Origin of the sequence: Palleronia rufa (assembly GCF_000743715.1) — a bacterium.
In the GTDB taxonomy this organism is placed as follows: Bacteria; Pseudomonadota; Alphaproteobacteria; order Rhodobacterales; family Rhodobacteraceae; genus Palleronia; species Palleronia rufa.
On sequence record NZ_JQEY01000016.1, the window covers coordinates 1 to 12,591 of the forward strand.

Genomic DNA, 12,591 nt, shown 5'->3' on the forward strand with positions numbered 1-12,591 from the left:
GGGTGAGCAAGCTCCGCGACCTCACACCAAAGGCGCCGAAGCCTGCGCACAAGCCTTTCAGGGCCTATGAGCCCGGCTATCTGCATGTCGACGTGAAATACCTGCCGCAGATGCCGGACGAGCAGCGGCGACGCTACCTCTTCGTGGCGATTGACCGTGCGACCCGATGGGTCTTCGTCCGCATCTACCCAGCGAAGACGGCCGCCAACGCGCGCCGCTTCCTGCGTGACCTGGAGCGCGCCGCGCCGATGAAGATCACACGTGTTCTCACCGACAACGGCAAGGAGTTCACCGACCGGCTGTTCGGCCTGCGCAAGCGCGCGGCCACGGGCAACCACGAGTTCGACCGCCTCTGTGCCGACCTCGGGATCGAGCATCGCCTCGCACCACCGATGCGGCCGCAAACCAACGGCATGGTGGAGCGCTTCAACGGGCGGATCGAGGACGTCCTGCAGAGTCATCGCTTCCGATCAGGCGAGGACCTTGAGCAGACGATCCTGCGCTATGTCCGCCTCTACAACGGCCAGCTCCCGCAATCCGTCCTGAAGGGCAGAACGCCTATCGACGCCCTCAAGGACTGGCATCGCCAAAAGCCAAGGCTCTTCAAAAAGCGGCCATACAATCAAGCGGGATCTGACAGCTAGGCTGATGGCCAGACGCGCGCCCGGCCGCTTGCCGGGTGCCCATACATTCAAGGGAGGATCGACATGACCAGGACAGGACTGCTTTCCGCGACGATTCTGGGCGCCGCGCTGGCGCTGAGCGCTCCGGCCGCCGCGCAGGACAAGCCAGAAAGCCTCAAGATCGGCATCACCACGTTTCTGACCGGGCCGGCCTCGGTCTTCGGTGTGCCCGCCCGGGACGCGGCCGAGATGCTGATCGAACAGATCAATGCGGACGGCGGCATCGGCGGTGTGCCGGTCGAAGCCAGCTTCATCGACGAGGGCGCGGGCGGCGAGGCGCTGACCACCGAATACCGCCGCCAGGTCGAAGACGAGGGCGCGGATGTCATGCTGGCCGCGATCTCCTCGGGCAACTGCACGCAGCTGGCCCCTCTGGCCGAAGATTTGCAGGTCATCAACCTGATGTGGGATTGCGGCACCCAGCGGATCTTCGAGGAGGGCGACTACACCTACGTGTTCCGCACCCAGGCCAACGCCACCCCGGAGATGCTGGCCAGCGTCCTCTACCTGCTCCGGCAAAAGCCCGACTTCCAGACCATCGCCGTGGTGAATCAGGACTACGCCTGGGGGCGCGACAGCTGGGACATCTTCTCGACCGCGCTGAAGGCCCTGAAGCCGGACGTGGAAATCGTCGGAGAGTTCTTTCCGGCTTTCGGCGCGCCGGACTATTCCACGGAAATCTCACGCCTGTCGGCCATGCGGCCGGACGTGATTCTGTCCACCTCATGGGGCGGCGATCTGGATACGTTCGTGCAGCAGGCCGCGCAACGGGGACTGATGAACCAGTCCACCTTCGTGCTTCCGCTGGCGGAAAGCTCGCTGGAGCGGCTGGGCACTGCGCTGCCCGACGCCGTCATCGTCGGCGCGCGGGGCGACCACTATTTCCAGCACCCCGAAATGGTCGGCCAGGAGGGGTTCGACAGTTTCGTGGCCGATTTCCGCGATCGGACCGGCGCCTACCCGATCTATTCGGTCTTCCACATGGCGCAGGCCCTGTCGGCGCTGGAAGCGGCCTATGAGACGGCCATCGAGCAGAACGGCGTAGAATGGCCGACGGAGGAACAGGTGATCGCCACTCTCGAAGGGATGGAGTTTCAAGGGTTCGGGCGGCCGGTGACCATACGTGCGGATCACCAAGGCGTCGAGGCGCAGCTTCTGGGGACGACCACCACCGACAACGACCTCGGATTCGCTTCCCTGACCGATATCGCCATCTACGACGGCGGGCCGCTGACGACCCCGGTTGGCGAGAATTCGATCGAATGGATCGAAGCGCTCGACCCGTCCTTCGTGGATCAGGTCACGCCGACGACCTTCGACTGATCCCGGACCCCCTGACCGGGACCGGACACCGAACCATGGCCGGCCCGCCCCCCCGGGGGGGGGGCGGCCCCCGGGCGAAAGCAGGACCACATGACCGGCGCGACCATCCTTTTGGCCATCTTCGACGGCGTCGCCTACGCGGCGCTGGTCTTCATGGTGGCGGTGGGGCTGACGCTGATCTTCGGCGTGCTCAGGATCCTCAACGTCGCCCACGGCTCGCTCTATGCCATCGGCGCGTATCTCACGGCATCTATCGGCGGTGCGATCTTCGCGATGGGCTGGTCGCCGGTGCTGGCCTTTCCGCTGATGCTGGTGTCGGCCGCGCTGGTGGGCGTCCTGCTGGGCGCACCGATGGAGCGGCTGCTCTTGCGGCGGATCTATCACCGGCCGGAGGTGCTGCAACTGCTGGTCACCTTCGCGGTGTTCATGATTCTTGAGGACGTGCAGCGCCTGGTCTGGGGCAACCAGCCCTATTTCGAAAGCTCGGCGCTCGCGCTTCTGGGCAATGTGCAGGTCTTCGGCGTCTATTACACCGTCTATCAGCTGATCCTGCTGCCGCTTGTGGCCATCGCCACACTGATCGGGCTGCGGCTCTTCCTGCGCCGGACCCTGACCGGCAAGCTCATCACCGCCGTGACCGAGGACCGCGAGGCCGCGCAATCCATCGGCATCGACGCCGACCGGGTCTATTTGCTGACCTTCGTTCTGGGCGCGGCCCTGGCCGGTCTGGGCGGCGCGCTGGCGTCTCCGACAACCTCCGTGCTGCCCGGGATCGGAGCAGAGATGATCGTGCTTTCTTTTGCCGTGGTCGCCACCGCGGGACTGGGCCAGATCGAGGGGGCCGCGCTGACCGCGCTGATGATCGGGCTGGGCCGGTCCTTCGCCGTCTATCTCTTCCCGGAGCTGCAGGTGCTGGTGCCGTACCTCATCATGCTCGCGGTCCTGCTGATCCGCCCCGAGGGGCTGTTCGGCAGCCCCGCGGCGCGCAAGATCTGAGGTCCAGCACATGTCCGTCCGCCTGATCCTTCCAGCCCTTGCCATCGTCGCCCTGGCGCTGGTCCCGCCCCTGGCGCCATTCCTCCAGGTGCTGCTGACGCTGGCCATGGCCAAGGGTATCGCGGTGATGGGTGTGACCCTGCTGCTCCGGGCCGGACAGGTCAGCTTCGGACACGCGCTGTTTTTCGGCATCGCCGCCTACGGGGCCGCGTTCCTTGCCGCCTCGCCGCTGGACGACCTGCTGCTGCTCTTGCTGGCGGGCGCGCTGGGCGCCGGGATCGCGGGGGTACTCGTGGGCCTGTTCGTGGTCCGCTACCGGGGTATCTTCTTCGGGATGCTGAACCTGGCGTTCTCGATGATCTTCTGGTCGATTCTGGAGAAGTTCTATTACGTCACCGGCGGCGCGGACGGGCTGCGCCTGCCGCGCCCGTCCGTCGCGTTCATCGAGATGGACCGAGGTCCCTATGAGGTGCTGCTTTACTATGCGTCGCTTCTGCTGGCCATCGCGCTCGGCTGGTTCGTCGTGCGGTTCCTTGCCAGCCCCGTGGGCCAGCTCTTCCAGACCGTCAAGACCAACGAGACGCGGCTGGAATACCTCGGCGTCTCGGCCCGGCGGACGCTGCTGAAGGGCTACGTGCTTTCGGCGGTGCTCTGCGGTGTCGGCGGCGTGCTGATGGCTGCTGCCCAAGGCATCGTGACGCCCAGCTACGCCTACTGGATCCGGTCGGGGGAAATGGTGTTCATCGCCGTCCTGGGCGGGGCGGGGTCGGTCGTGGGCGCCTTCGCCGGGTCCATCGCCTATGAACTGGTGCGCAGCTACGCCGCCGCCTTCGCGGCCGATGCCTGGCAGATGGTGCTGGGCGGATTCCTGTTGGCCATCATCCTCTTCGCGCCGGGCGGTCTGGTGGGGATCTACGCGGCATTTGCCGACCGGATCGGGGCCAGGCGCGCCAAGTCCGCATCGAAGAAGGAGGCCGGGACATGAGCGACGCCTTGCTCGAAGCCCGTGGGCTTGAGATCCGGTTCGGCGGCGTGGTCGCGGCGGATGACGTGAATCTGCGCATCGAGGAAGGCCGGAACCTTGCGATCATCGGACCGAACGGCGCGGGCAAGACCACGTTCCTGAACATCTGCACCGGCTGGATCAAGCCCACCAGGGGCACCGTCCTGTTCCGTGGCAAGGACGTGACCAGGCTTGCCCCGCGCGACATCGTGCGCCGTGGCGTGGCGCGTGCATTCCAGATCCCGCAGCTGTTCACAGAGCATACCGCGATGGAGAACATGCTGATCGCCGCCTCCGCCCGCACCGGACGGCAGTCGCCGCTTCTGGACATGCACGACATGCCGGAGCGCGAGGAAATGGCGCGGCTGCTGGAGATGGTCGGCTGCGACCGCGTGGCCGACCGCCCCGTGGTGGAACTGTCCGAAGGCCAGCGCAAGCTGATCGACATCGCCGTGGCGCTGGCGCTGAAACCGGCCCTGCTGCTGATGGACGAGCCGACCTCCGGCGTGGCGTCGTCCGAGAAGTTCGAGATCATGGAGATCCTGGTCAAGGCGCTGGGCAGGGCCGACGTGACGGCCGTTTTCGTCGAGCACGACATGGGCATCGTCGAGAACTACGCCGATGAGGTCGCGGTCTGGAACGCCGGCGCCGTGCAGATGCGCGGCACGCCCCAGGAGATCCTGAAGCACCCCGACGTGATCCGCGACGTCATCGGTGAGGAGATCGCCTGATGCTGCGCATCGAGAACGCCGACGTGTTCATTGCCAACGTACCGATCCTGCGGAAGCTGAACGTGGATATCGCGGATTCGGACACCGTGGCGCTGATCGGGCGCAACGGGGCGGGCAAGACCACGACCCTGCGCTCGGTCATGGGGTTCACGGATGTGCGCGGAAAGGTGTTCATCGACGGGCAGGATGTGACCAGGATGAAGCCGTCCCGCCGCCCGTCGCTGGGCGTCGGCTACGCGCCGGAGGACCGGCGGCTGTTTTCCGGCTTCACGGTCGAGGAGAACATCACCCTTCCCGGCGCGGTGGCGAAGCTGGACAGGGCAGAGGTCGCCGCGCGGCTCGACAAGATCTACACCATCCTGCCGGAGCTTGCCGAGATGGCCGACCGCCCCGCCGGTGCCGTGTCGGGCGGGCAGGGCAAGATGGTGGCGCTGGGCCGCGCACTCATGGTCGGCACGCGATTGTTGATGCTGGATGAGCCGTTTCAAGGCCTCGCCCCGGCGCTGGCCCAGCGCTATGCCGAGGCGCTGGGCAAGCTGCGCGACGTGGACCGCGATGTCACACTCATCATCACCGAATCGAACCCGGCCCTGTTGAAGACCATCGCCCGCCGCACGCTGGTCATCGAGCGGGGCGAGATCGCCGAAGCGGCACCGGAAACCGCCTAAACCCCTATCGGGAGAAACAGGATGCGACTGAAAGACAAGATCTGCCTCATCACCGGCGCCGCCTCCGGCTTCGGCGAAGGGATGGCCCATAAATTCACCGACGAAGGCGCAAGGGTCGCGGTGGTGGACATGAACGGCGACGGGGCCGGCAAGGTCGCGTCCGACGTGGGCCGCGGGGCCATTGCCGTGACCTGCGACGTCACCAGCGGCGAAGAGGTCGAAGCCGCCGTCGCCCGCGTGGCAGAGGAATTCGGCCGCATCGACGTGGTGGTGAACAACGCCGGCTGGTCTAACAAGAACGCGCCTCTGATGGAGACCGACGAGGCCACCATGCGCAAGCTCTACGACGTCAACGTCATGTCGATCTTCCACATGACCAAGTCCATCGTGCCGCGCTGGCGCGACGGGTCCGGCGGGGTGATGGTGAACATCGGCAGCACCGCCGGCATCCGCCCCCGGCCCGGCCTGACCTGGTACAACTCCTCCAAGGGTGCCGCGAACCTGATGACCAAATCGCTGGCCGTTGAGCTGGCCCCCGACGGGATCCGCGTCTGCGGTATCGCGCCGGTGATCGGCGTGACGGCGCTGCTGGAGAACTTCATGGGTTTGCCCGACACGCCGGAGAACCGCGCCAAATTCCTGGCCACCATCCCGCTGGGCCGCATGTCGGAGCCGCGCGACGTGGCCAATGCGGCGGCGTTCCTCGCCTCGGACGAGGCAGCGTTCCTGACCGGCGTGGTGCTAGAGGTCGACGGCGGACGCACGGTCTGATGGACGCGGCGATCCAGCAGGAGTGCAAGGCCTACGTGGGCCGCCGCCGCGTCGCGGAGGATCCGATGCCCCCGGCACCGGCGGAGAAGCTGGCGACGATCCTGCAAAGCGGGATGCCCGCCGACGGTCTGCCGCCCACCTGGCACTGGGTCTATTTCACCGCCGCCGTTCCGCCCGCCGACATCGGCCACGACGGTCACGAACGGCTGGGACTGTTCCTGCCCCCGGCGCCATTCCAGCGCCGGATGTGGGCCGCCGGCAGGATCGAGATGCACCGACCGCTGGCGCTTGGGCTCCGGGCGCAGCGGGTCTCGACCATCGAGGACGTCTCCTTCAAGACCGGCGCCTCGGGCGATCTCTGCTTCGTCACGATCCGCCACGACATCTCCCAGGGCGGGCAGACCCGTATCACCGAGCATCAGACGGTGGTCTATCGCGACAGGGGGCTTGCCGTCTCCGCCCCACGCCATCCGGACGATCCGGTGCCGCAAGGCTACGTTGTCCACCCCGATACGACGCTCGTCGCCTATTCCGCGGTCACCCAGAACGGCCACCGCATCCACTGGGACCGGGACTTCTGCCGCGACGCGGAGGGGTATCCCAGCCTGGTGGTCCACGGCCCCTTGATGGCGACAGAGCTATGCGACGCGATGCGCGACGGGCTGGCGCCCTGCCGTTTCGCGTTCCGCGCCACGGCGCCGGTCTTCGACACGACGCTCGTGCGCCTGATTCCGGGACAGCCCGGCAGCCCGCGCCAGGGCCGGATCGAGCGGTCGGACGGCGAGACGGCGATGACCGCCACATGGGAGGCGATCTGAGGCTTGTGGGACGGGCCGCGCTGGGGAACCGCAAAGCCTTGCGGGCTGCGGCGGCTCCCGGGAGGTCTGGGAACGACCGGCGTGATTGAGCGCGGTGTTGTGCGGGGCGATACCGGTCATGCGGTGCGTGCCCACGTGGCCAGAGGGTGTTCGAGCCGGACGATAACCAAGTCGCGCCGGCGGCCGCTGCCGCCCCCCGGCCGCATGGATCGACCGGGCGGGCGTGTCCCGCTCACCCTACCGCGCCACTCTTCATCACCGTCTCGATCTTCGCGTCAGAGTAACCGAGTTTTCGCAGGATCGCCGGGGTCTGTGTTGCGGCATCGGGCATCTGCGGCGCGCGTGTATCCAACCCGTCGTAGCGCGGGGCCGGAGCGGGCTGCGTCACGCCAGAAACCTCCACGAACGTGCCCCGCGCCGCGTTGTGGGGATGGCACGGCGCCTCGCGCAGGGACAGGACAGGCGCGTAACAGCCGTCCGAACCATCGAAAACCGCATCCCACGCGTCCCGGGTCCGCGTGCGAACCCGCGCGGCGATGCGGTCCTTGAGCTCGCCCCAGGCCGCCGGATCGTCCCTGCGCGAGAAGCCGGGATCTTCGGCCAGCCCCAGCCGCGCCAGCATCTCGTCGTGGAACTGGGGCTCGATCGCGCCAAGCGCGATATGGCGCCCGTCCGCGGTCTCGTACACGTCATAGTAGGGTGCGCCGCCGTCCAGCACGTTCGCGCCGCGCCGGTCCTGCCAGCGTCCCTGTCCCAGCAGCGTATGCATCATTGCCGTCAGCAGAGCCGATCCATCGGTCATCGCCGCGTCCACCACGCAGCCCCGGCCGGTGGCCTGCGCGCCAAGGATCCCGGACAGCAGGCCAAAGGCCAGCATCATGGCCCCGCCGCCGAAATCGCCCAGCATGTTGAGCGGTGGCACCGGCGCCGCGTCCCGTCGCCCGATGGCGTGGAGCGCGCCGGAAAGTGCGATGTAGTTGATGTCATGCCCGGCGCGCCCCGCCCAGGGCCCGCTCTGCCCCCAGCCGGTCATGCGCCCGTAGACGAGCCGTGGGTTGATCCGGTGGACCGTTTCCGGGCCCAGCCCCAGCCGCTCCATCACACCGGGACGGAAGCCTTCGACCAGCGCATCGGCCGTGGCCAGCAGATCCAGCAGCACGGCACGCCCCGCCTCGGACTTCAGGTCCACCGACATGCGGCTGCGAGAGCGCAGCAGGATGTCGGTTTCGGCCGCGCTCTCCAGCCCGCCTTTCGTGCCGCCGGGACGCTCGACCCGGATCACCTCCGCCCCATGATCGGCCAGCATCATGCAGGCGAACGGTCCCGGGCCGATACCGGCGAATTCGACGACCCGGAGGCCCTCCAGCGGATATGCCATGGCGGTTCCTCCCGGTTTGCGCCCGAGTATTCCGGGACGACGGCCCGGGTGCAAGATCGACACGCGCCCGCGTCAGGCCAGCATTGACACGCGCCCGCGTCAGGCCAGCATTGACGCGCGCCTGCGCCCGGGCAAACTGCGCCCATGGATGCCAGAACCCTCCTCCTTGCCGCCGCCGCGCTTCTGGCCGGTGCCGCCGGGCCGGTCCCGATCGACCCTGCGGATTTCCCCGATCCGCCGATGGCAGAGGTCCGTCTGGGCCAGCTGCTGTTCTACGATCCGATCCTGTCGGGCAACCGCAACATCTCCTGCGCGTCCTGCCATCATCCGCGCTTCGCCACCGGGGACGGGCTGTCGCTGGGGGTCGGCGAAGGCGGCATCGGCCTTGGCCCCGCCCGCCGCGCCGATCCGGCCAACACGCCCGAACAACGGGTCCCCCGCAACGCGCCACCGCTCTTCAACCTGGGCCATAGCGCCATCACGACGCTCTTCGCGGACGGGCGGATCGAGGCCGACACCACCCGCGCGTCCGGGTTTCGCACCCCCCTGGAGGATGAGATGGTCGCCGGCTTCTCCGGCATCCTGTCGGCGCAGACCATGTTCCCCGTGCTCTCCCCCGACGAAATGGCGGGCCATTATCAGGAGAACGACGTGGCCAAGGCCGTCCGGCAGGGTCGGCTGACCGGCGACGGCGGTGCCTGGGACATCATCGCCCGGCGCGTGGCGGCGATCCCGGCCTATCGCGCTCGGCTCGGTGACGCCTACCCGGAGATCGGCGCGGGTCGCAGCGTCGGCTTCGCCGACATCTCCAATGCGATCGCCGCCTTCATGGCCCACGAGTGGCGCGCCGACGACAGCCCATTCGACCGTTACCTGAGGGACGGAACGCCGCTGCCGCCGGACGCCGCAGAGGGGATGGCGCTGTTCTTCGGCGATGCGGGCTGCGGAACCTGCCATTCCGGCCCGCTGCTCAGCGACCAGTCCTTTTACGCGATGGCCGCGCCGCAGCTCGGTCCCGGCAAGGCCGAGCGCTTCGAGAGCCACCGCCGCGACACGGGCCGGATGCGCGTGACGGGCCGCGATGCCGATGCCTACGCGTTTCGCACCCCGATGCTGCGCAACGTGACGCTGACCGGCCCATGGGGTCATGCCGGCGGCCACACGGACCTGCGCGGCTTCCTTGCCGACCACGCCGACCCGGCGACAGGGCTCGCCCGCTACCGGCCCAGCGCCGTTCTGCCGCGGATCGCCGGGCTGGGGCCCGACTGGACGATCCTCGACGATCCCGGGGAACGCGCCGCCATCGCCCGCGCCGCGAAGACGCCGTCGCGCCGCCTGACCGGGCCCGAGCTCGACCGCCTGATGGCCTTCCTCTCCGCCCTGACAGACGCGGCCTCGCTCACAGGTCGGCTCGGCATCCCCGCCACCGTCCCGTCCGGCCTCCCGGTCGAGCGCTGACCGTCTTCATCTTTCTATAAATATCCCGGGGTCTGGGGCAGAGCCCCAGTCCTCTTCACGCTTCACCGCCTCAGGGTCACGCGCCCGTCCGCCGCTACGTCCTGCCAGGCGCCGACGGTCCCGTCCGGCCAGATCACCCTGACATCGGCCCGATCCGCGTCACCCAGCCCGAAATGCACCGGTCCGGCCTGCCCGCCCGCATGTCCGCCGCCCACGGTGACTTCGCGTGTCTGTACCCCGTCACCGGTCCGCACCTCCACGATCGCGCCCACGGCGCGGGTATTGGCCCCGGTCATCCGCGGCTCGACCGCGAGCCAGCGCCCGGTGCCCTCCGTCACGTTCTGCCACACCTTCAACGGGGCGCGTCTTGCGCTCACCACCAGATCCAGCCGCCCGTCGCCGTCGAAATCCGCCAGCGCCGCCCCGCGGGAGCGTACCGGGTCGGCCACCCCCGCAGCGGCCCCGGCTTCGCTGAACCGTCCGTCCGGACCCTGCATCAGCAGGTTGTTCGGGTCGGCCATCGCGTTCGATGGCATCTGGTCCACATTGCCCTTTGCGATGAACAGATCCAGCCGCCCGTCGTTGTCCACATCGCCGAACTCTGCGTGCCATCCGGTCGAGGGCCGCCCGTCGTCGCCCGTATAGGGTCTCTGCGCGGCTGTCCCCGTCTCGAACGGCGCGTTGCGCCAGCCGTCCCCTTCGTTGACCTGCAAAAGCTGGTCGCCCATCGACGTCAGCATCACCTCCGGCCGGCCATCCCCCGTCAGGTCGGCAGAGGCGATGCCCATGCCCCAGAGCGACACCTTTTCCCAGCCGTCGGCTTCGGTCCGGGGGGCAAGCGGTGAGAGGCGCCACATCTCTTCATAGCCGCCTTGCAGGTAATAGTGCCGGTCGTTCGAGATCCTCAGTTCCGGCGTGCCCGACCGCTGCCAGTCAGAGAACAGCATCGACAGCGCGCAATAGCCCGGCGCGATCGGCAGGGGCGCATCGTAGCCGTCCGGGCCGGGCCGGTGAAGCTCATTGTCGTCGCAGGCGCCGAACGGGCCGTCCGGATCCTTCCTGTCCACGTAGTTGCCGATGGCCAGCGTCGGTCCGCCGCGCCCCGCCTCCCAGGTGGCCGAAAACGCGGTGCTCCAGGCATCGCCGCCGGCAAAGCCCCAGGCGGCGCTGGCGTCGGCGAAGCCGCAGGCTCCGTCGCCCCGCAACAGCAGGTTCGCGCCGACCCGCAACACGGCAAGGTCCAGCGTCCCGTCGCCGTCGATGTCCAGGGGATAGAGCCCGGTCACGCCGGTCAGCGATGGCAAGTCGCCCCGGTCGAACCCGATCGGTGCACCGGGGGCGGGGGTGGCGTTGACGAAGAGCCGCGCGGGTGCGGTTCCGCCGGCGGCGGCCACGTCGGGCCGCGCGTCGCCGTTGCAATCGAACACCGCGACGCCGCCGCCCACGAAATGCTCCCACCCCCCGGTATAGACGTGCTCCACCGGAAACGCGTCGGGACGCTGGACGAAGGCCGGGTCGGCCGCGGCAGAGCCGGCCATCACCGTCAGGGCCAGCGTCCTCACGGGCCCGCATCCCGCGCCGCGCCCAGGGCCGCCTCCGTGGCCCGGGACAGGGCCAGCGCCCCCGCCCCGTAGGCCCAGAGCAGCGTGCCCCATTCATGCACCTTGAGCGGCGGCACCCCGTTGCCGGTGTTCAGCGCCAGGGCGCGCATCTCGGCCAGGGTGTCGTCCACGAACGGACCGTCATAGCGCATCCGGTCGCCCGACAGGATCAGCAGGGACGGGTCGAACAGGTTCACCAGATTCGCCAGCCCCAGCGCCAGATAGCGCCGGGACCGGTCGAAGATCGACTGGGCGGCGGCATTGCCGGCGCGCGCCTCGTCGTGCAGCCGCGCGATCAGGTCCGCCACGGTCCGGGGCTCCCCGTCGGGCGCGCCCAGCGCCACGGCGGCCTCCCGCGCCAGCGCATAGTCGGAAATATAGGCCTCCAGGCAGCCGCGCTGGCCGCAGCGGCAAAGCGCACCGTCGAGCTGCACCTTCGTGTGCCCCAGCTCCAGCCCCACGCCGTGCGCGCCACGAAACACCCTGTGATCCAGCACGATGCCGGTCCCGACGCCGTGTTCTATCGTGACGACGGCGAAATCGGGCCGGTCGCGCCCGACGCCGAACCAGAGCTCGGCCAGGGCCACCAGGTTGGCGTCGTTGTCCACCACCACGGGCCGGCCGATGCGGCGCCGGGCGGCGGCGGCGAAACCGACATCGCGGGTGTCCAGCACGGGCGACCAGAAGACGTGGCCCCGTTCGTGGTCCACGAACCCCGGCAGGCCCACGCCCACGGCGTCAAGCGCGCCGGAAGAGACGCCCGCGTCGCGGCACAGACTCTCGACCACCTCGGCCAGGGTTTCGACCTGCTGCGCGAGGGGCAGGGCCCCTGGTGTCGCCTTGCGCCGGACCGACGCAAGCTCACCGCCCGCGCCGTCCAGCAGGATGCCGGTCAGTTCCCGGTCGGCGAGCTTCACGCCCGCGACGCGGAACGACTCGGGGCGGACGCCCAATGCCACCGGCGGGCGCCCGCGCACCGTGTCGGTCGACGCGCGCGCCGCGGTTTCTTGCAGGTAGCCCTGCTCGATCAACTCGGCAGTGAGGGTCGAGACGCTTCCCGCGGAGACGCCGAGATCCTTGGCGACGCCGGCCCGGGGGACCGTCCCGGCGGCACGCACCGATTCGAATATCCTCAGTCGCAAGGGTCGCGCGCCCGCGCCG

At 68.9% G+C, this 12,591-nt stretch carries 12 protein-coding genes; 9 read left to right on the forward strand and 3 right to left on the reverse strand.

Features of this window, described 5'->3' with window-relative positions:
• From KW83_RS15925 to KW83_RS15960, 8 genes are all read left to right on the forward strand, one after another.
• Positions 1 to 644: IS481 family transposase (locus KW83_RS15925; RefSeq protein WP_036180952.1), on the forward strand; the 644-nt coding region annotated here is incomplete at its 5' end.
• A gap of 63 nt (positions 645 to 707) precedes the next feature.
• Entirely contained in the window at positions 708 to 2,006 is a 1,299-nt protein-coding gene (locus tag KW83_RS15930; protein WP_036180954.1) for an ABC transporter substrate-binding protein, read from the forward strand.
• Between the two features lie 90 nt (positions 2,007 to 2,096).
• On the forward strand, positions 2,097 to 3,002 hold the full coding sequence (locus KW83_RS15935) for a branched-chain amino acid ABC transporter permease (RefSeq protein WP_036180957.1): 906 nt from the start codon (positions 2,097 to 2,099) through the stop codon (positions 3,000 to 3,002).
• Positions 3,003 to 3,012: 10 nt separating this feature from the next.
• Positions 3,013 to 3,987, forward strand: coding sequence for a branched-chain amino acid ABC transporter permease (locus tag KW83_RS15940; protein WP_036180958.1), 975 nt, complete (start codon positions 3,013 to 3,015; stop codon positions 3,985 to 3,987).
• Positions 3,984 to 4,736: an ABC transporter ATP-binding protein gene (locus tag KW83_RS15945; RefSeq protein WP_036180959.1), complete on the forward strand. Its 753-nt coding sequence runs from the start codon at positions 3,984 to 3,986 to the stop codon at positions 4,734 to 4,736. The genes KW83_RS15940 and KW83_RS15945 overlap by 4 nt, the downstream gene beginning before the upstream one ends.
• A complete protein-coding gene (locus KW83_RS15950) occupies positions 4,736 to 5,404 on the forward strand; it encodes an ABC transporter ATP-binding protein (protein ID WP_036180962.1) in 669 nt (222 codons plus the stop codon). Before KW83_RS15945 ends, KW83_RS15950 begins: the two co-directional genes overlap by 1 nt.
• A 21-nt stretch (positions 5,405 to 5,425) precedes the next feature.
• Entirely contained in the window at positions 5,426 to 6,175 is a 750-nt protein-coding gene (locus tag KW83_RS15955; RefSeq protein WP_036180964.1) for an SDR family oxidoreductase, read from the forward strand.
• Positions 6,175 to 6,993 (forward strand): FAS1-like dehydratase domain-containing protein, encoded by an 819-nt coding sequence (locus tag KW83_RS15960; protein ID WP_036180966.1) that lies wholly within the window; start codon positions 6,175 to 6,177, stop codon positions 6,991 to 6,993. Before KW83_RS15955 ends, KW83_RS15960 begins: the two co-directional genes overlap by 1 nt.
• A gap of 232 nt (positions 6,994 to 7,225) precedes the next feature.
• Here the strand turns inward: KW83_RS15960 and KW83_RS15965 are convergent, their stop codons facing one another.
• A complete protein-coding gene (locus KW83_RS15965; protein WP_036180968.1) occupies positions 7,226 to 8,371 on the reverse strand; it encodes a CaiB/BaiF CoA transferase family protein in 1,146 nt (381 codons plus the stop codon).
• 144 nt (positions 8,372 to 8,515) lie between these two features.
• Here KW83_RS15965 and KW83_RS15970 point away from each other — a divergent pair, with 144 nt between their 5' ends.
• Positions 8,516 to 9,829 (forward strand): cytochrome-c peroxidase, encoded by a 1,314-nt coding sequence (locus KW83_RS15970; RefSeq protein WP_036180971.1) that lies wholly within the window; start codon positions 8,516 to 8,518, stop codon positions 9,827 to 9,829.
• Between the two features lie 62 nt (positions 9,830 to 9,891).
• On the opposite strand, the gene KW83_RS15975 is transcribed toward KW83_RS15970, so the two are convergent.
• Positions 9,892 to 11,367 carry a CRTAC1 family protein gene (locus KW83_RS15975; RefSeq protein WP_036181026.1) on the reverse strand — a complete coding sequence of 492 codons (1,476 nt, stop codon included), beginning with the start codon at positions 11,365 to 11,367 and terminating at the stop codon, positions 9,892 to 9,894.
• A 20-nt stretch (positions 11,368 to 11,387) separates the two neighbouring features.
• Positions 11,388 to 12,572, reverse strand: a complete 1,185-nt coding sequence (locus KW83_RS15980; protein ID WP_235191446.1) for an ROK family protein — start codon at positions 12,570 to 12,572, stop codon at positions 11,388 to 11,390.
• Between the last annotated feature and the right edge of the window lie 19 nt (positions 12,573 to 12,591).

What these genes read in the sequence shown, in the direction of transcription:
- KW83_RS15945 (WP_036180959.1), top strand. Translation starts at nt 3,984, where the DNA reads ATGAGCGACGCCTTGCTCGAAGCCCGTGGGCTTGAGATCCGGTTCGGC.
- KW83_RS15930 (WP_036180954.1), top strand. Translation starts at nt 708, where the DNA reads ATGACCAGGACAGGACTGCTTTCCGCGACGATTCTGGGCGCCGCGCTG.
- KW83_RS15955 (WP_036180964.1), top strand. Translation starts at nt 5,426, where the DNA reads ATGCGACTGAAAGACAAGATCTGCCTCATCACCGGCGCCGCCTCCGGC.
- KW83_RS15950 (WP_036180962.1), top strand. Translation starts at nt 4,736, where the DNA reads ATGCTGCGCATCGAGAACGCCGACGTGTTCATTGCCAACGTACCGATC.
- KW83_RS15935 (WP_036180957.1), top strand. Translation starts at nt 2,097, where the DNA reads ATGACCGGCGCGACCATCCTTTTGGCCATCTTCGACGGCGTCGCCTAC.
- KW83_RS15940 (WP_036180958.1), top strand. Translation starts at nt 3,013, where the DNA reads ATGTCCGTCCGCCTGATCCTTCCAGCCCTTGCCATCGTCGCCCTGGCG.
- KW83_RS15965 (WP_036180968.1), bottom strand. Translation starts at nt 8,371, where the DNA reads ATGGCATATCCGCTGGAGGGCCTCCGGGTCGTCGAATTCGCCGGTATC.
- KW83_RS15970 (WP_036180971.1), top strand. Translation starts at nt 8,516, where the DNA reads ATGGATGCCAGAACCCTCCTCCTTGCCGCCGCCGCGCTTCTGGCCGGT.
- KW83_RS15960 (WP_036180966.1), top strand. Translation starts at nt 6,175, where the DNA reads ATGGACGCGGCGATCCAGCAGGAGTGCAAGGCCTACGTGGGCCGCCGC.
- KW83_RS15975 (WP_036181026.1), bottom strand. Translation starts at nt 11,367, where the DNA reads ATGGCCGGCTCTGCCGCGGCCGACCCGGCCTTCGTCCAGCGTCCCGAC.